This window comes from Rhodopseudomonas boonkerdii (assembly GCF_021184025.1).
Lineage (GTDB): Bacteria > Pseudomonadota > Alphaproteobacteria > Rhizobiales > Xanthobacteraceae > Tardiphaga > Tardiphaga boonkerdii.
Genome location: NZ_CP036537.1, coordinates 1,846,032 through 1,864,690, shown reverse-complemented (window position 1 = coordinate 1,864,690; position 18,659 = coordinate 1,846,032). Strand labels below are relative to the sequence as shown.

15 protein-coding genes and 1 other RNA gene are annotated in these 18,659 nt (G+C 61.9%); 7 read left to right on the top strand and 9 right to left on the bottom strand.

What is annotated here, in order from left to right; translation table 11 throughout:
• A complete protein-coding gene (rsmH, locus tag E0H22_RS08730) occupies positions 1-990 on the bottom strand; it encodes a 16S rRNA (cytosine(1402)-N(4))-methyltransferase RsmH (protein WP_233025268.1) in 990 nt (329 codons plus the stop codon).
• Positions 991-1,479: 489 nt separating this feature from the next.
• Between rsmH and E0H22_RS08725 the strand changes: the two genes are divergently transcribed.
• Positions 1,480-2,319, top strand: a complete 840-nt coding sequence (locus E0H22_RS08725; protein ID WP_233025267.1) for an N-acetylmuramoyl-L-alanine amidase — start codon at positions 1,480-1,482, stop codon at positions 2,317-2,319.
• Positions 2,320-2,361: 42 nt separating this feature from the next.
• An RNA gene (rnpB, locus tag E0H22_RS08720) (RNase P RNA component class A) lies at positions 2,362-2,783 on the top strand.
• Positions 2,784-2,861: 78 nt separating this feature from the next.
• On the opposite strand, the gene E0H22_RS08715 is transcribed toward rnpB, so the two are convergent.
• The 3 genes from E0H22_RS08715 to E0H22_RS08705 all read right to left on the bottom strand — a co-directional run bounded on the left by E0H22_RS08715 (position 2,862) and on the right by E0H22_RS08705 (position 7,999).
• Positions 2,862-4,664 (bottom strand): ABC transporter ATP-binding protein, encoded by a 1,803-nt coding sequence (locus E0H22_RS08715; protein WP_233025266.1) that lies wholly within the window; start codon positions 4,662-4,664, stop codon positions 2,862-2,864.
• A gap of 337 nt (positions 4,665-5,001) precedes the next feature.
• Positions 5,002-6,585, bottom strand: coding sequence for a DHA2 family efflux MFS transporter permease subunit (locus tag E0H22_RS08710; RefSeq protein WP_233025265.1), 1,584 nt, complete (start codon positions 6,583-6,585; stop codon positions 5,002-5,004).
• A 187-nt stretch (positions 6,586-6,772) separates the two neighbouring features.
• Positions 6,773-7,999 (bottom strand): HlyD family secretion protein, encoded by a 1,227-nt coding sequence (locus E0H22_RS08705; protein ID WP_233025264.1) that lies wholly within the window; start codon positions 7,997-7,999, stop codon positions 6,773-6,775.
• Between the two features lie 172 nt (positions 8,000-8,171).
• Between E0H22_RS08705 and E0H22_RS08700 the strand changes: the two genes are divergently transcribed.
• A complete protein-coding gene (locus E0H22_RS08700) occupies positions 8,172-8,804 on the top strand; it encodes a TetR/AcrR family transcriptional regulator (RefSeq protein ID WP_233025263.1) in 633 nt (210 codons plus the stop codon).
• Positions 8,805-8,807: 3 nt separating this feature from the next.
• On the opposite strand, the gene E0H22_RS08695 is transcribed toward E0H22_RS08700, so the two are convergent.
• The gene (locus tag E0H22_RS08695; RefSeq protein WP_233025262.1) at positions 8,808-10,070 is read right to left on the bottom strand and encodes an extensin-like domain-containing protein; all 1,263 of its coding nucleotides are present in this window, start codon (positions 10,068-10,070) and stop codon (positions 8,808-8,810) included.
• Positions 10,071-10,461: 391 nt separating this feature from the next.
• Here E0H22_RS08695 and E0H22_RS08690 point away from each other — a divergent pair, with 391 nt between their 5' ends.
• Entirely contained in the window at positions 10,462-12,012 is a 1,551-nt protein-coding gene (locus tag E0H22_RS08690; RefSeq protein WP_233025261.1) for a DUF4403 family protein, read from the top strand.
• 155 nt (positions 12,013-12,167) lie between these two features.
• Here E0H22_RS08690 and E0H22_RS08685 read toward each other — a convergent pair whose 3' ends face one another.
• The 3 genes from E0H22_RS08685 to E0H22_RS08670 all read right to left on the bottom strand — a co-directional run bounded on the left by E0H22_RS08685 (position 12,168) and on the right by E0H22_RS08670 (position 14,879).
• On the bottom strand, positions 12,168-12,713 hold the full coding sequence (locus E0H22_RS08685) for a PRC-barrel domain-containing protein (RefSeq protein WP_233025260.1): 546 nt from the start codon (positions 12,711-12,713) through the stop codon (positions 12,168-12,170).
• 454 nt (positions 12,714-13,167) lie between these two features.
• The gene (locus E0H22_RS25920) at positions 13,168-13,764 is read right to left on the bottom strand and encodes a response regulator transcription factor (RefSeq protein ID WP_283818804.1); all 597 of its coding nucleotides are present in this window, start codon (positions 13,762-13,764) and stop codon (positions 13,168-13,170) included.
• Complete coding sequence (locus tag E0H22_RS08670) at positions 13,761-14,879, bottom strand: sensor histidine kinase (protein WP_233025259.1); 1,119 nt, start codon at positions 14,877-14,879, stop codon at positions 13,761-13,763. The genes E0H22_RS25920 and E0H22_RS08670 overlap by 4 nt, the downstream gene beginning before the upstream one ends.
• Positions 14,880-15,033: 154 nt before the next feature.
• Here E0H22_RS08670 and E0H22_RS08665 point away from each other — a divergent pair, with 154 nt between their 5' ends.
• The gene (locus tag E0H22_RS08665; protein ID WP_233025258.1) at positions 15,034-15,483 is read left to right on the top strand and encodes a tripartite tricarboxylate transporter TctB family protein; all 450 of its coding nucleotides are present in this window, start codon (positions 15,034-15,036) and stop codon (positions 15,481-15,483) included.
• 4 nt (positions 15,484-15,487) lie between these two features.
• Entirely contained in the window at positions 15,488-17,002 is a 1,515-nt protein-coding gene (locus E0H22_RS08660; RefSeq protein WP_233025257.1) for a tripartite tricarboxylate transporter permease, read from the top strand.
• Between the two features lie 201 nt (positions 17,003-17,203).
• Here E0H22_RS08660 and E0H22_RS08655 read toward each other — a convergent pair whose 3' ends face one another.
• Positions 17,204-17,749: a hypothetical protein gene (locus tag E0H22_RS08655; RefSeq protein ID WP_233025256.1), complete on the bottom strand. Its 546-nt coding sequence runs from the start codon at positions 17,747-17,749 to the stop codon at positions 17,204-17,206.
• A 172-nt stretch (positions 17,750-17,921) separates the two neighbouring features.
• Between E0H22_RS08655 and E0H22_RS08650 the strand changes: the two genes are divergently transcribed.
• Positions 17,922-18,659, top strand: a complete 738-nt coding sequence (locus tag E0H22_RS08650) for a response regulator (RefSeq protein WP_233025255.1) — start codon at positions 17,922-17,924, stop codon at positions 18,657-18,659.

Here is an 18,659-nt window from a genome sequence, read left to right as displayed (position 1 = left end):
TCAGCCTCCCCGCATCACGGAAGCCAGCGTCGGCCACCCCGGCAACGGACTGGCGTCCTGTGCCTGCGCATCGGTGCGTTCGGCACCGCGCAGCTTGGCGGACCGCGCGCGCGGGTTGGCTTTCGTTTCGTCATCGCTGGCGACGATCGGACGCTTGTTGACAATCTTGAAGCGCGGCGTCGCTTGCGCGACCTCCGGCAGATGACGCGAGCCACCGCCAGTCTTGCTGCGCTCGGCGATGAACGTCTTGACAATGCGGTCTTCCAGCGAATGGAAAGAGACCACCGAAAGACGGCCGCCTGGCTTCAGCACCTGCTCCGCAGCAGCAAGCGCGGTGTGCAATTCATCCAGCTCTTCGTTGACGAAGATCCGCAGCGCCTGAAACGTACGCGTTGCCGGATGGATCTCGCCCGGCTTCGCCCATACGACCTTGGAAACGATCTCGACGAGTTGTTTCGTCGTCGTGATCTCGGCTTCCTTGCGCGCCGCGACAATGGCGCGGGCGACGGCGCGCGAATGACGCTCTTCGCCGAAGATATAGATGATGTTGGCCAGATCGGCCTCGGACGCCTTGGCGACCACATCGGCCGCGCTTGGCCCATGCTGGCTCATACGCATGTCGAGCGGCCCGTCAAAGCGGAACGAAAAGCCGCGCTCGGCCTGATCGAGCTGCATCGACGACACGCCGACATCCATCACGACGCCATCCACCAGCGGCATCCCGTGCGCGACGCAGACATCGGCGAGATTGGAGAAGCGATCCTCGACCAGCGTGAGACGACCGGCGGAGGACGCCACCAGATCGGCCCCACCAGTGATCGCGGTACTGTCGCGATCGATTGCGATCACGCGCGTGCCCTCGGCCGCGAGGATCATGCGCGAATAACCACCCGCGCCGAAGGTCGCGTCCACATAAACACCACCGGCGCGCGGCGACAGCATCTCGACGGCCTCAGGACCGAGCACGGAGATATGTCGGGTATCACTCATACGCGCACGCGAACGGGCAACGAACTCCGTTCCTTCCTTACGAGGCTCCCGACCAATCCGGACTCCGAGCGGCCCATGGCGCCTCAAATGCCGGCACGCCGCGCGGCCAGGCCGCTGCGTCGCGCAAAAATCGAACCGGTTCGACCGGTCACGCGCGTAGTCCGACGCGGTAACCCTTTGTCCGCATGGATGATAGGAATTTGCCATGGGAACGCGTGTCGAATGGAACTCTGGCCGCCCCCAAATGAGTTCGGCACGTCACCTTTCAGTAACGATGCTTAGCGTTAAGAATCCGTTGATGGTGCGATCACGAAACGACTCAATTCGTCTGCAGCGGTTCTATCGTAGTGCTGACCCATCGCGCATAGAGCCATGAAATAAAAGGGCAAAACCAATTCGTGATCGTTGCGCAATCGGGTGCCGATCTGAATAGTGTCCTTCCCCTTGCGGTCGCCATGTCGTGCCGAACCTTATGGAGTGTGAAAGAGATTGTCCGGACCCGAGACCAGACGCCAGCGCCCCCTGCCGATCCCGAAAGGGGTCGCAGATCTTCCGACCTTCACGCCGGACTCCTCCGTCGTATCGGATGTAATCCCGTCACCGAACTACGGCGACCGGAACAAGGGACTCGTGCCTGATATGATCGTGCTGCATTATACCGGCATGCCCGATGCCGAAGGCGCGATTACGCGCCTCTGCAGCGACGGAACCGACGTTTCGGCGCACTACATCGTGCTGGAGGACGGACGCATCGTGCAGACGGTGCAGGAGTCGAAGCGCGCCTGGCATGCCGGTTCGTCGTTCTGGGCCGGTGAGGATGACATCAATTCCCGCTCCATCGGCATCGAGATCATCAATCGCGGCCACGATTGGGGCTATCCGGATTATCCTGCCCGGCAAATTGCAGCCGTCACGGCACTGTGCCGGGGGATCCTGCTGCGCCGCGAAATACCGACCCATCGGGTGCTTGGCCATTCCGACGTGGCGCCGGCGCGCAAGAAGGATCCGGGCGAAAAATTCCCGTGGCATCTGCTCGCCAGTTCGGGCGTCGGCCACTGGGTGCATCCGGCACCGATCGTGCCGGGCGAAGGCCTGCGCACAGGCGCGGATGGCGACGAGGTAAAGGCGTTGCAACAGGCCCTCGCCCTCTATGGCTACGGTATCGAGGTCAGCGGGGTCTACGACACCTCCACCGCGGAAGTCGTCACGGCCTTCCAGCGCCATTTCCGGCCGGAGCGTGTCGATGGTGTCGCCGATCGATCGACTTTGGAAACGCTGCAGGCGCTGCTGGCGAGCTTGTCGCGCGATACCGCCCCGACGGCGAGTTGACACGACTTGACGCGCGACACGTAAGCCCTCATGGCTTCCCCGTCAGTCGGCCGGACGGCCGCTCCCGCTAGGGTCGAAAGGCTGCGGGGGAGGAAAGTCCGGGCTCCAATGACATACGGTGCCGGATAACATCCGGCGGGGGCGACCCCAGGGAAAGTGCCACAGAGAAAGAACCGCTCCCCACTTTCGGGCGGGGCAGCAAGGGTGAAAAGGTGCGGTAAGAGCGCACCGCGGATCCGGCAACGGAGACGGCAAGGTAAACCCCACCGGGAGCAAAACCGAATAGGGACGGCGTCGCAGTAAGTTCGTTCGCGAACGATAACACTGCAGGGTGATGTCAAACCCGCCGTCCGGGTAGGTTGCTTGAGGCCGCATGCGAGTGCGGTCCCAGAAGAATGGCCGTCACGTATCGCCGCGCAAGCTGCGATGCCTTACAGAACCCGGCTTACAGGCCGGCTGATACTGAACAACGAGGGGCCCGGCGCAACACCGCCGAGCCCCTCGCCAGTTTCAGGGCGATCTCGGATCACCCAATAACGTCCTCACTCGGCCGCCAGCGTGCGATCGAATTCGAGCACTTGACGCTCGAACAGGCCGCGATAGATGCCCCCCGGCCGCTTCGCCAATGCGTCGTGCGTCCCCTCTTCCGCAATCGCGCCGCGATCGAACACCAGGATGCGGTCGAGACTGCGCACCGTCGAGAGCCTGTGTGCGATCACGATCGACGTGCGGCCTTTCATCAGCCGCTCCATCGCCTCCTGGATCAGCGCCTCGGACTCCGAGTCGAGGCTTGCGGTCGCCTCGTCCAGAATCAACACCGGCGCATCCGCCAGGAAGGCGCGCGCCAGCGCCACGCGCTGCCGTTCGCCGCCTGACAGTTTGATGCCGCGCTCACCGACCAGCGTCCCATAGGCTTTGGGCAGCCGCTCGATGAAGTCATGCGCATTGGCCAGCCGCGCCGCGCGCTCGATCTCCGCCATGCTTGCACCGGGCCGGGCATAAGCGATGTTATCGGCCAGCGAGCGGTGAAACAGGATCGGCTCCTGCTGCACGATCGCGATCTGACTGCGCAGCGATTCCTGCGTTACACCTGCAATATCCTGGCCGTCGATAACGATGCGCCCGTCCGAGACATCGTACAGCCGCTGGATCAACTTCACGAAGGTGGTCTTGCCCGAACCGGAGCGGCCGACGAGACCGACTCGCTCTCCCGCGCGGATATCGACAGACAGCCCGCGATACAGCGGCGTGATGTGGCCGCCATAAAGAAAAGTGACATTATCAAACTTGATATGCCCTCCATCGACGGTGATCGGCTTCGCTCCGACGGCATCGACGACACCGATGGTCTCGTCATGAATCGCGACCAGCTCATCCATGTCGTTGACCGAACGCTGCAGGTTGTTGATGTGCATGCCGACATCGCGCAGATAGCCATGGATGACGACATAGCTCGTCAGCACATAGGTGATATCGCCGGCGCTGGCTCGGCCATCGAGCCACAGCCACAGTGCGCCGCCGATCACCGATGCGCGAACACACAGCAATACGGCCAGTTGAGCCGTGCTGGTGTAGTTGTAACGCAGCCATGTCCGCCGCACACGCGCGCGCCACCGGCCGACCACTTGCCCGAGCCGCGCATCTTCACGCGCCTCCGCGCCGAACGACTTCACCACCGCATTGCAAGTCACGGAGTCCGCAAGCGTGCCCCCGACCTTGGTGTCCCACGCATTGGAGACACGCGCGGCCGGCGCGATATAGCGCGTGGAAAACCACACGGTCATCGCGATATAAACGAAGGCTCCGACAGCAATGACGGCCCCAAGCAGCGGCCAATGCAGACCAAGCAGCAACACGGACCCCAGCAGCACCACCAGCGACGGCAGCAGCGCCCCTAGGAGCGTGTCGTTGAGAAGATCGACGGCCCACATGCCGCGCGTGATTTTGCGCACGGTCGAACCGGCAAAATTATTGGCATGCCAATCCGTGGAAAAGCGCTGCACGCGCGCAAAAGCATCGCGCGACAGATCGGACATGATCCGCAGCGTGAACGGCACGATCGCGTGGATACCGAGCTGGCGCAGCAACAGCGATGCCAGGCCGAGAGCAACAATGGCGCCGAAAGCGACGAATGCAGCCTGACGCGCAGCCGGATCGCTGCCGCCTTTCGTGACGGCATCCACCAATTGGCCCGAAAACAGCGGCATGAGCAGATCGGCCACCGTCGCGCCGAGCAGGCCGACAGCAACGGTTGCCGTTCGCCCCGGCTGCTTGAACCAGTGTCTCAGCACAAAGGGAATGACGACGCGGATGGCCGCGGGGCGGTTTTTATCTTTGAGAGTCATGACGTCATCCGGTCACGCCCCTGCGCAACCGGCTCCATGGTTGACGCGCGACGGCCAAGCCGCATCTCCGCGTCATAAACAATTGAATGATCAGTGGAATTGGATTTGACCGAAACACATCCGGTCTGCAGCGACGGAAACGGAACTCAGTGAGTCCGCACAAACCCGCGCATACGCACCGAACCGGAAATTCCGGAGAGCAGATAAATCGACTTCATGCAGACTCTCCCTCAGGTTCGAGCAATGGATAGGCGTTTTATAGATAAGGTGATCCGGCTTGGCAACACACCGCGCGCGGATTCCGATGACAACCGCCTTGCCGGCGATGGCGCTTTCGTTAGTGCCCGCCGCCGCCGGCCGCCGGATTACCGGGCTTGTCGAGCATCAGCACCATCAGACTGAGCCCGAGATAGAAGCAGGACAACAGGAAGAACGCATCTCCAAAGCTCATCACCACAGCCTGACGATGAGTGATCTGCGAGAGCTGCTTCAGCGCCATGCGCGAGGCGTCACCCATGCCCTGGAATTTTTGCGTGAGCATGTTGAGCGTTTCGACCGCTTGGGCATTGCCCCATGTCACCTTGTCGTGAAGACGGGAGATGTGAAAGTCGGTGCGGTGATCGAGCACGGTGTTGATGAGCGCAAGACCGAGCGCACCGCCGAGATTGCGTGTCAGGTTGAACAGGCCGGACGCGTTCTTCAGCATCTCCGGCGTCAGCGTGCCGAGCGCGATATTGTTGATCGGCACCATCGCCAGCATCATGCCCATACCGCGCAGAATCTGCGGAACGAGCAGCTCGTAGAAATCGTAATCGCGGGTGATCGACGTCATCAGCCAGGTTCCCGACGCGAATAGCACGAGACCCGAGCCGATCAGGATGCGCAGGTCGACCTTGGTCATCAGGCGGCCGACGACGGGCGCCATCAGGAACATCGCGACGCCCGACACGAACATCGTCTCACCGATCATCAGCGCGCTATAGCCACGCACCTGGGCGAGATAGAGCGGATAGATATAGGTCAGGCCGTAGAGACCGATACCGATACAGAAGGAGAAGGTCGAGCCAAGCGCGAAATTGCGATTGGTGAAGGCGCGCAGATCGACGATCGGCACTTTCGCGGTCAACACGCGCCAGAAGAAGGCGACGGCCGAAAGCGCGCAGATCACTGCAAACAGCGCAATGGCCTCATCCTCAAACCAGTCATTGCGCGGCCCTTCTTCCAGCACATATTCGAGCGAACCAAGGAAGCCGGCCATGAAACCGAGACCCCACCAGTCAAAATGTTCGAGCAGTTCGAAATGCGGCTCGTCGAAATCCACCAACGCCAGCACGCCGATAGTGATGCCGATACCCGGCACGACATTGATGAAGAACAGCCAATGCCATGACATCGCATCGGTGATGTAGCCGCCAACGGTCGGCCCAATGGTCGGCGCAAGCGTTGCGACAAGACCGATGATCGGCGCGACGATGTGAAACTTCGAGCGTGGAAACACGGTATAGGCCGAAGCAAACACCGTCGGGATCATGCCTGCGCCAAGAAAGCCCTGCACCGCGCGCCACAGGATCATCTGCTCGATGGACGAGGTGAAACCGCACATCAGGCTGGCAAAGGTGAAACCCGCTGCCGAGATGGCGAACAAGAGGCGCGTACCGAGCGCGCGCGACAGGAATCCTGAGAGCGGAATCGCGATCACTTCCGCGATCAGATAGGCGGTCTGGACCCAGGAGACTTCATTCGACGATGCCGACAGGCCGGCCTGAATGTCCGACAGCGATGCCGAGACGATCTGAATGTCGAGGATCGACATGAACATGCCGAACACCATGATCAGGAACGCGACCAGGCGCTTCGGCGCAATCCGATCATCCGCTGGCGCGGCCGGCGATGCCCCTGACATGGTGGTGGTCGTCGACATTTACGTGGTCCGTTAGTTAGTGACCGACCGAATACACTTCCCGCGTCCCGGACGCTGCGCAGCGCGCCGACATCGGCGTGATGCGCCGCAAAGCCGGGGCCACATCAGGCGACAGCGTTCGCGGTGATCCCGGCTCTGCGCAGCGGCGCTGCACGCTGCAGCGCGTCCAGAGCAAGTTCACTCAGTTTCACTGCGCAGCCGCAGCGCCCGGCTTGGTATTGATGCGGACATAGACCGACATGCCCGCGCGCAAAACGTTCTGCCTGGCGACATCGGCAGGCACGCGGACGCGCACCGGAACGCGCTGCACGATCTTGGTGAAGTTACCGGTCGCGTTGTCCGGCGGCAGCAGTGTGAACACCTGACCCGCCGCGGGCGACAGGCTCTCCACCGTGCCATCGATGACGCGACTGGTATCGGCATCGAGCTGAACCGACACGGGCTGTCCCGGCTGCAGGCGGCGCAACTGCGTCTCCTTGAAATTTGCATCGATATAGACGTCGTCGAGCGGCACGATATTGGCGAGACGCTGACCGGTGGTGATGAAGTCGCCGAGATTGACCATCCGGTTGGAGAAGATGCCGTCCACCGGCGCCTTCACGTCAGTGAAAGCGAGGTCACGCCGGGCTTTGTCCAGGGAGCTTTCCAGCTCCTGCAGCTGCGCGCGCGCTTCGGCCTGCTGTGCCTTGGTGACATCGACCGTGCTCCTGGCCGAATCCACCGCTGCCTTGGCGGCCTTGACGGACGCCGCGGTCTGGTCGCGGTTCGACTGCGAGGTCTCATAGACGGAGCGCGAAGCGAAGCCCTGCTTGCTCAGCGTTTCCTGGCGATCGAATTCGAGCTGCGCACGATTGGCCGCGGCATCGGCCGAAGCAAGTTGAGCCTGCGCCTGCTCGACGGCGCTTTCCTGCGCCGTGACCTGGCGGCCGATGCGCTCGATGGTAGCTTTCTGGGTATCGATCTTGCGCCGCGCCGCATCGACGGCGATCTTGTAGTCGCCATCGTCGATCTTGAAGAGCACCTGCCCGGCCTTCACCAGCGTATTGTCGCCGGGCACGATCTGCGCGATGTGGCCTGAGACACGGGCGCCAAGCGTCGAATTGTTGGCGCGCACATAGGCATCGTCCGTGGAGACAATGAAACGGCCGACCAGATAGTAGTTCACGCCATAATAGACAGCGGCGATCGCTGCGAGCGCACCGACGCCCATAAGGATGCGCTTCTTGCGCGGCGACTGAGGCGCTGCAGGCTTGGCTGCGGCGGGCGCCGCCGCTGGAGCACCTGCCGGCTTGTCTGGCGCGTCTGCGGGACCGCGTGTTGCGGGCTCCTCCAGCGGCACCACACGTGCCGAGACAGCCTCGTCCTCGGAATCGTCGCGAACGATACGTGCAGCCTGGTCGCGTGGTCCGGCCATTCCGGCCTCCTGAAATGATCGCGCGGAAACACGCCGGTTCCCGCCTGGTGCGGCATGATGTACATTGACCGAACGGTTCGGTCAAGATACAAGAATGATCATTCCATCGTGATTTTGAGCTATTGCCATCCAGGCCGACCGGTCGCGGTGGTTCGTCCCAACAGGCTGAACAATGGTTACGCCCTCCCATGCTCCCCTCGCCGCGGTCGGCGAAGAAGACAGCGCCAAGCGCCGGCAGATCCTCGACGGTGCGCGTAAGGTCTTCATGACTCTGGGCTTTGATGGCGCCAGCATGGGCGAGATCGCGCGCGCGGCCGGTGTCTCGAAGGGCACGCTCTACGTCTATTTCACCGATAAAAGCGCCCTGTTCGAATCCATCGTCGAGCAGGAAAAGCTTGAGCAGGGCAAGGCCGTCTTGAGTTTCGATCCCGGCCGGGATGCTGAGACGACGCTTACTGAATTCGGCAGGGCTTATATCCAGCTGCTCTGCCGTCCTGGCGGCGGCTCGGCGATCCGTACGGTGATGGCGATTGCCGAGCGCATGCCGGATATTGGCAAGCGCTTCTACGAGGCAGTGCTTGCCCACTCGATCCGGCAGTTTGCCGGCTATCTCGATGCCCGTGTCAAAGCGGGGGAATTGAAGATCGAGGATACGGAGCTGGCGGCCGCACAGTTCATGATGTCGTGCCAGGCGACATTGTTTCAGCCCTTCATCTTCCAGGCAAAGCCATCTCCGACCAATGCGGAAATCGACAAGGTGGTGAACAGCGCGGTACGCATGTTCCTCGCCGCCTATCGCAACTGACGCTTATTCGTTCTCGTAGAAATCCTCGTCATCCGGCGTCGTGCGGCTGTTTCTGTTGGCCGACTTTTTGATCGAACCGGTCGGACCGTCATCACCACGGCCGGCGTAACTGCGGCTCATCGCGCGCGACGCAATCTCTTCGCCCGACACCGCCGCCGGCTTGCAGATCGACGGGCGCTTCGGCCGACGCATCAGATCCACATGGATATGATCGTAGTGATAGATGTTGGAGCCCGGCGCCAGCACGGTCGTAAAATACTGGCAGGCACCACCCTGCACGTCGCGCAAAAAGCCCTGCTCTTCCGGCAGCCCCTTCCAGCCGTTCTTGACCGACATGTTGCGGCCGTCGGCGAAAGTAAAGGCTGCAATATCCAGCGCATTGCCGAAAGCGTGTTCGGAAATATGCGCACGCGAATTGCCGTTCATGCCACGGCATGAATAGGCGGAAATCTGGCGGATCGACACCACGCGCTGGCCAAACCAGCGCATCGCCGCGGGCTGCACGACTTCTGCGAGCCACTTGTCGAGCTGCGATACGATCGGACAAGCGAGAGTCGCCGTCGGCTTCAGCTCGACCGGACCAGCCGAACCGGTAACATTGCCTGCGCCTGGTCCGAGACGCGGCTGTGCGTAGTCTTGCTGCGGCTGGGTCAATGCAGGGCCGGAGCTATAGCGACCGTAAGGCGCGCGCGTTTGCGGCGGCGGATTGCGCGGCATCGCCTGCTGCATGCTTTGCTCTGGCGAGCCTTCGGCAGGCAGGTTGATATCGTCTTCGGCCTCATGAACGCCGGGTGCGTTCAGAGAGATCGGTCCGTTACTCGCGGGCGCATTGGCATAGTTGCCGTTATAGCCGCTGCCATACGGTTGCTGCGGCGGCGGAGCCGATTGCGGATAGGAGTTCGGATACTGGCTGGTCGCACGCACCATCGGCTGCGACGGCGATTGTTGCACCGGCCAGCGCGACGGACCGCCCGCGATCGCCCCTGGCGGCCGCAGCGTCTCATCCGCGAAACCTATCGTGCTGCTGGATTCGCCGAGCGCGGCGACTTTCAGCGGGAATTCTGCGCCGCAGACGCCCGGACCGGAGATCGGCTCGATGCGGACCAAGCCAGCGCTCTCGCGCACGGCGCCCGACTTCAGACATGCGACTTCGGCCTCGGCTCGCCAGGGCTCGCGCTGCTCGGTTTGAAACAAACCACGCCCGCAACCTGCCAGAGAGACAAGGACGAAGGAGCCGACGAGATACAAACGAACTCCGCGCGTCATTCGGGCAAATTGAGCTAAATGTTTTAATGACTCTTCAACACCGGCATTTTCCCGCGCAGAGACGCAGTCCCGCTCTTTCTGGTGCGGCGCTCCGGCGGCAGAGCGGAGGCGGAAATGAGGCAGCCTGCCCGCCTTTCAGGGGAACGATAAGCGCGGCCCGGCGTTGCCCGGTGCGGCAACCACCAAGCCGGAGGCAAGCCATGACAGCATTTGTCAGTCAGCTGAGCATCGTCGCCGCCTATGCGGCCATGGCGCTGGTCGGAGCGATCGTCCTGGGCGTTTTCTAACTGCAGTGCCGGCCCCCGAACCGGCGTTCGCCCGGGCTGGGCGCCTTACTTTGCCCATTTAGCCCCTTGATGTACTGTCCCCGCATATTGCATGCGGGGACATCATGCGACTGAAGACCATTTTGATCGGCATTGCGCTGGTCGCCATGTTTTTCGTAGCCACGCTCAAGATCATGGATTATGTGGCGCCCCGCGCCAGCGGTCCCGCCCCGACGCTGGTCGAGTTGCCACCGTTGCCGCCCTCGCCGCCACGCAGCTCCATCATCGTTGCGCCGGTCGCCGTGGCGCTGACGGCGATCCGCGATGTCGCCGAACGCGGTGCACCGCGAAACTTTTCCGGCACCGCCGCCAATCCTGCGCAGCAGGTCTTGCAGAACGCCGACATCAAATGGAGCGCCGCGCGCGGACCGATCGCGGCCACCGGCGCGCAGGACACGCTGACCCTGTCCACCCCGCTCAACGGCACGCTGAATGTGAGCGGGGAACTGTCGTCGAACGTGCGTGAGGCGCTCGGCGGCGCACTCGGCAACCTGCTCGGCGGCAACGTCGCCAAGCAGATCGGCAATATCAACATCAAGAACGTCAACGCCAATGCCGAGATCCGCGGCAGTGTCGTGGTGGCGTCGCAGCCGCGGCTGACGCCGAACTGGCGCATCGATCCCAATCTGTCGGCGCAGGTCACCCTCGGCGACACCAATGCGTCGGTCGGCGGCGTACGCGTCAACGTGCCGGCGCAGGTCAAGCCGATGATCGACAATGCGGTCAACGAGCAGATCGCCGCCGTGCAGCAGCGGCTGCGCGAGGATCCGACGTTCGAGCAGAACGCGCGGCGCGAATGGGCCAAACTGTGCCGTTCGGTGCCGCTGCAGGGCGCAAGCTCGGTGCAGAACCTGTATCTGGAACTCAAGCCGACGCGTGCCGTCGCCGCGCAGCCACGCATCGACGGCAGCAATATCACGCTGACCCTCGGCGTCGAGGCGGAGACGCGCGTCACCGGAACGCAGACGACACCGACCTGTCCGTTCCCGGCGACGCTGGCCATCGTCCCGGCTGGGCCAGGCAAACTCAATATCGGCGTGCCCATCGACATGCCGTTTGTCGAACTCAACAAGATCATCGAGGCACAGCTGGCCGGGAAGACGTTTCCCGAAGACGGTTCGGGGGCAGTGTCCGTCACCGTCAAGAAGGCGACGGTACGTGCCTCAGGCGACCGGCTGCTGATCTCACTGCTGGTCAATGCCAAGGAAAAGTCGAGCTGGTTCGGCCTCGGCGGCGAAGCTACCATCCACGTCTGGGGCAAGCCCGCGCTCGATCAGGCCAACCAGATCATGCGCTTCACCGATCTCGAACTGGCGGTGGAATCCGAAGCCGCTTTCGGCCTGCTGGGCGCTGCGGCGCGCGCGGCGATGCCGTTGCTCGAGAGCACGCTGGCAGAGCATGCCGTGATCGATCTGAAGCCGTTCGCGACCAACGCCCAGCGTAAGATCACAAGCGTGCTCGCCGATTTCCAGAAGAACGAGGACGGACTGAGGGTCGGCGCAGATATCACCGCCCTCCGGCTCGGCGGCATCGCCTTCGATTCGAAGACGTTGCGTGTGATCGCTGAGGCGGAAGGTGCGATCAATGTGACGGTAACGAAGCTGCCGAATCTCTAGTTTGTAGAATGGGTAGAGCGAAAGCGCGAAGCGCTGGAGCGAAGCCCATCCTAGTTCCGATCACGAAAAGAGAGCTCGCCCGCGAGAAGCGGACGGGCCCTCTTCGCCGGATGAGGTCGTCATTGACGCGACATCATCCGTATCTCAGGCGACCGTTAGGTCGAATACTTGAACTCCGGCATCGCCTTGAGCTGATCCTTGCTGGCGCCGCTCATGACGGCGTGATCGGGATACCAGGGGTTCGGCTTGGCTGGCGCTGCAGCGGTGCCTGCCGAGCCGCCCGACGTCGCTGCGCCGGTGGTCATGCCGCTGGACGTCGATGACGACCGCGCCCCTCCGCTGGCTGCGGCCGAGGTCTGCACCGGCTCGTTCACGAACTTGATCTTGTCGTACGGCACTGCGATCAAACGCTCGCCGACACCGAGGAAACCACCCACGCCGATCACCACGGCTTTGATGTTGCCTTCCTTGTCGGTGAGGAGATCGTTGATCGAACCGAGACTCTCATTGGCTTCGTTATAGACGCTGAGGCCGACGATCTTCGAGGTCCGCCAGTTGCCGTTGAAGGTCGTGTCCGACGCCGTGGCCGGCGCAGCGGCAGGCGCTGTCGTCGATGTCGTGGCGCTCGGACTCTGCGCAAAGGCTGCCGTCGCAAGCAGCGCCGAGCCGATAACACCAGCCGTCATATATTTCCTGAACATACGTTCCTCCTGTTGTTGCCACCTGTCAAAAAGCAACGCCAGGATTCGACCGCAGTTCCGGTTCCCGAACGAAATCGTTCGCGATTCTCATCGTTGAAGTGTAGTTGGAGCACGATCCCGAAAAGGGATACCAGTTTCCAGATAAGATCGTGCTCCCATAGGGAAAACAGCAGGATTCATCGAAGACGGATCAGCCTCTGGAACTCGCCCCAATACGGGACTACGCCATCGTCGCGATGCAGAGCATCCCCTGCGACCGATCGCCCCAATCTCAATCGCGCTGTTTCGTAAATAACCGTGCGCTGCGCAGTTCCTCGTCATCGATGCCAAGCCGATACGTGTTGAGCTCACGGGTGCAGGCCAGCGTCCCCGAAAGACAGAAGCGACCGAGTTCAAAACGATTCTGCGCCTGCCGGTAAAGTCGATCACACAGGTCAAATCGGCGACGTATTCCTCATGGCTTGATGATTCCCAAAATGGCGCATTGCGCCGCGGCCTGCGCACGCGTTGCCGCACCGGTTTTCTGAATCACATTGTTCACGTGAAACTGCACCGTTCGCTCGGTCACGCCCAGAATGGTCGCGATCGCGGGTGACGACTTGCCGCGTGCCACCCAGGTAAGTGTCTCGCTTTCGCGTTCGGTCAGCGCGAAAGCCGGCTTCACCGGCGCCCTTACACGCGCAAGCGCCAGGCGGTGGCGGATGATCGGCACCAGCATCTCGAAATCGATCGGCTTGCTCACGAAGTCGTCGCAGCCAAGCCCGCGTGCCTGCAGCTGATTGGAACGCTGGGCATAGGCAGTGATGAAAATAAACGGCACCGTAAGCGGCAATATGCCCTCTCCGCGCGCGCGTTCCAGTATTTCGAAGCCGGAAAGGCCCGGCAGATCGAGATCGCACAGGACAAGGTCGGGAGGCGGCTGCAAGGCCGCCAGCGCATCGGCGCCATTCGCGACCACTGACACGGCAAAGCCTTCGTCTTCGAGAACTTCGACGATCAGTTCGCTGATTTCGGGATTGTCCTCGATGCACAAGATCGTCGTAGAGATCACGGGGCAGTCCCCTGCTCCGAGAGTGGCAGCCGCAGCGTAACCTCGGTGCCGATACCGAGCCGACTGTCGATTACGACCGTGCCGCCATGCGCTGCCGCAAACCGTTCCGCGACATAAAGCCCTACGCCGGTGCCGTGTACATCGTGGCTGTTATGCGCGCGGTAGTAGACGGCAAACACATGTTCAAGCTCATCTGCCGGAATGCCGCGGCCCTTGTCGGTGACGACGAGTATCGCAGCATCGTCAGTCGCCGTCCCGACGACGGTGATAGGCGCGCCGGGAGGCGAATATTTTGCAGCATTCGATACGATGTTCTCGATGATCTGGCTGATCATGAATGCGTCGATGCTTAATGTTGCGGACAGCGCTGCCGTATCCACCTCGATCGCCGCTTGCGGATAAGTATATCGCGCCTGCGCGACAAGATCCTTGACCAGCGCAGCGAGCGAAACATCGGTGCGCTGCGGCCGAAGCGCCTGGTTTTCAATTTCGGAGACAAGCTGAATATGCTGCATGAGCGACTGGATGTGGCGCACCGCTCCACGAATCTTGCCGCTGCGCTGGCTCATTTCGGCAGGTTCGATCACAGCACTGCGGCGTGCAAGCCGGAAAGCCTGCCCGTCGATTGTCGTCAGTGACGTACCAATCTCATGCGACACAATATCGAGGAACCGTCGCTGCCGCTGCGTCTTTTGCCATTCGACATCCAGGTTGTGATGCAGGAGCTGCTCAGCCTTGCGGCGCGACGTCACGAGTGCCGCCGCGACCCATTGCGTCAGGATGGCGATGGCACGGTTGACGTAAAGGCTCACGCCCGCGTCTGACGGCAGGGTCACGAGGCCGGCGATCGATAGCGCAGTCGTGAGTGCGGCCAGCATATAGACATTGCAGGTGCGGTGTAAAATCGAGACGAAAATGGGGATCGTGTATATGAATGCGATCGACACATCGTCAGGCGCAACGATGATGTCGAAAATGAAAATCGCGATGATCGACAGACCGATCCCGATCAACAGCGCGATCTCGCGCACGGAACTCAAATAGATCCCGGCAGCATAACGCCTGTCCACAGTGTCGCCGCTCGCGCGCATCTGATCCAGCTTCGGTAGGAGCATTGCGCTACATCTTCAACTTTACTGCGACAATACAACACCTGTCGGATTCGACAGGTGCGCTAACGTTGAGCGCTGACTAACACTCCACCGCTGACAACATGGCCACAGCAGGCATTGCGTCTGTCGTAACGGCTGACGTGCGGAGGAGGATAGCATGCGTACGCGAGACTATCGAGATATTTGCGGGGGCGGATTTCTCGTCATTCTGGGGGCTTGCGCCGCATTTTATGCGATGACGACGCTCAACGTCGGCACCATCATGCATATGGGGCCCGGAATGTTCCCGGCGGCGATCAGCTTCATCCTCATGGCGCTTGGGTTAGCGGTGTTGCTGCCAGCTTTGTTCCGCACCGGCGAGTTTCCGCGCATCGACGGACGTCCGCTCCTGATGATCCTCGTATCCATTCTGGCTTTCGCGTTGATGATCCGGCCATTCGGGATGGTGCCCGCCATCATCGTGCAGACCGTGCTCGCAAGCTGCGCCGACAGCAAGCTATCGCCGCTCAGTACCGTCGTGCTCGCCTCATGCGTCGCGTTCGGCGCTGCGTTGATCTTCAAGATCGGGCTGGGAATTCCAGTCGCCATCGTGAACTGGCCTTGGTGATATCATGCTGACCGGACTCTATGACAATCTGGCGCTCGGGCTCACGACCGCGGTCTCGTTCAACAATCTGCTCTACTGCATCATCGGCGTTTCCCTCGGGACCTTCATCGGCGTGATCCCCGGCTTTGGAACGCTCGCCGCGATGTCGATGCTGTTTCCGATCACCTACCATCTTGATCCGACTGCGGCCGTGATCATGCTGGCCGGAATCTGGTACGGCACGACCTATGGCGGCTCGACCGCCTCCATCCTGCTGAATCTGCCCGGCACACCTGCGAATGCGGTCACGTGCCTCGATGGGTACCCAATGTCGAAGCAGGGACGTGCAGGCGTCGCACTGTTCATGACCACCGTGGCGTCATTCTTCGGCGCCAGTGTCGGCATCATACTGATGATGTTGCTATCGCCGGTGATCGTGACCTTTGCTTTGCAGTTCGGTCCTGCCGAATATTTTTCCATGATGGTGCTGGGTCTCGTCGCGGCCTCGGTCATCTCCGATGGCTCCGCCATCAAAGGCATCGCCATGGTTGCGCTCGGATTGTTGATCGGCACGATCGGCAGCGACATCGAAACCGGCGCCGAGCGCTACTCGTTCGGTATCTCCGAACTCATGGATGGCGTCAGCCTGGTCGCATTGGCGATGGGCCTGTTCGGTATTGCCGAGATCATCGGCAGCATCCGCACGGTCGAAACCGGCAACATCAAAAATATCAGTATGAAGTCGATGTTGCCGACGCGCGACGACATGCGCCGCTCATGGATGCCCATGGTCCGCGGCTCGAGCATCGGCTCCTTCTTCGGCATCCTGCCCGGCACCGGCCCGACCGTCGCGGCCTTCATGGCCTATGCGCTGGAAAAGAAGATCGCCAAGGACCCGTCCCGTTTCGGCAAGGGGGCGATCGAAGGCATCATGGCGCCGGAGACGGCCAACAATGCGACGGACCAGACCTCCTTCATTCCGACCATGACGCTGGGTATCCCCGGCACGGCCGCTATGGCGCTCATTCTCGGCGTGCTGATGGTTCACGGGATCGCGCCGGGACCGCAGCTCATCGTCGACAAGCCCGACCTGTTCTGGGGCCTGGTGATGAGCTTCTGGATCGGCAACATCCTGCTCGTGGTTCTCAACATGCCACTGATCGGACTGTGGGTGCGGGTGCTGATGATCCCGTATCACATCCTCTATCCGACGATCATCATGTTCGTTTGCATCGGGGTGTATACGGTCAATAACAGCGCCTTCGACGTCATCACGGTGATTATCTTCGGGGCGCTCGGCTATGCCATGCGCGTCTGTGATTTTCCCGCAGCCCCGCTTCTGCTCGGCTTCGTGCTTGGACCGTTGATGGAGGAGAACTTCCGACGTGCGATGCTGATCGGCCGGGGCAACTTCGATATCTTCATTTCCCGTCCGCTCAGCCTGTCGCTCCTGCTGATCACGGCGGCGTTGCTGATATGGGGCGTCTGGGAAGCGCACCGCAGCAGTGTGAAGGCACGTCCTGTCTCCACGGCCGCCTGACGGCACCAGGCGCCGCCGACCACGCAGCGCAAGTCCGGCACTCTCGAGTCGGGCATTTCGATGGATGTTCGTCCGGTTCCTTTTGTGGCTGCTGAAGCTTCGACAACTTCAGCTTCCACAGCAGGGACCGGATGGACATCTCGTCGAAAGCTCACAGCCAGCACGCCAGAGACCTGCGCGGCCGGGCCAAGCAACCAACCATCAGCTCTTGTAATCCACCAGCAGCGCCGTGAACGAGGCTGTGCCCGTGGCCGTCGTACCGCCGGCGCTGTAGGAACTCGACGTCGATGCTTCCAGCGACTGTTTCAACGAGTCGAGGAATTGCTGCATGATGGCATTGATATCCGTGGAGCCATCGGTGCTATCGCTGCCATCGGCGCTATCGGATGGCGGTGGACCGCCCGGCGGCGGGCCGCCCGCGCCTTTGGCGCCGCCCGGGCCACGCGCGAAGGCTGCTTCGAACACGCCCTTGAGTTCATCCGCCTGATCGGATGTCAGCTTGCCGCTCGAGACCTGTTCGCCGATCAGGTCGTCGATCTTCGACTTCATGTCGCCAGGCGATGGCCGCACGCCGCCGCTGGCGCGATCGGCCTGCATCGACTGGTCGATGCTGTCCAGCGCAGCCGACAACGCATCCTGGTCGCCGCTGCTGATCTTTCCCGAGGTGAGCTCGGCCTGCAGCTCCTGCTGCAGCTTCTGGAGAGGAGATTGGGTGGAGCTGCCGGCGGCAGCCGAAATGGACGTCATGATCTGCTCCGAGAGGCTTGGCCTATAAGTGCCCTCATCTCGGATTAACCACCTTAACGAGACCTTCCCGCCCGCTTGCCAAGATATTGCGCTGGGTTACCCTCGCTCGCGCAGCAACAGACCGAAACAAAATTTCCCTGCAAACGACGTCAATCCCGGCCAAAAGGTCCGCATGGCAAACCCGTCCCATATCCTGGTCGTGGAAGACGACCGCGAAACCCGCACGCTGATCGCCAAGTATCTGCGTACCAATGCCTGCAACGTCACCGTCGCCGCGGACGGGCGCGAAATGGACAAGGCGCTGGCGGACAACCGGATCGACCTGGTGATCCTCGATGTCATGCTTCCCGGCGAGGATGGCCTCAGCCTGTGCCGGCGGGTGCGTACGGAGTCGCAGGTGCCGATCATCATGCTCACCGCGCGCGGCGAAGATGTCGATCGCATTCTCGGGCTCGAAATGGGCGCCGACGACTATCTGCCAAAGCCGTTCAATCCGCGCGAGCTTCTGGCGCGCATCAATGCAGTGCTGCGGCGACAGGCCAATGCGCTCAATGCGAGCGCGGCGCCGAACGCCACTGCGCTTTCCTTTCTCGGCTGGCAGATGGATTTCCGCATGCGCGAGTTGCGCAATCCCGAAGGCGCGCGCATCGCCATGACCTCGGCCGAGTTCGATCTGCTGCGCGCATTCGTGGAGCGGCCCGGCCGCGTGCTGTCGCGCGACAGCCTGCTCGATCTCACCCAAGGCCGCAATGCCGGCTCGTTCGAGCGCAGCATCGACGTGCTGGTGAGCCGCATCCGCCGCAAGATCGAAGCCGATCCGCAGGATGCGCAGCTGATCAAGACCGTGCGTTCCGGCGGCTATATGTTCACGCCGACCGTGGAGACCATCGGCGCCACCCAGCCGGGCTGA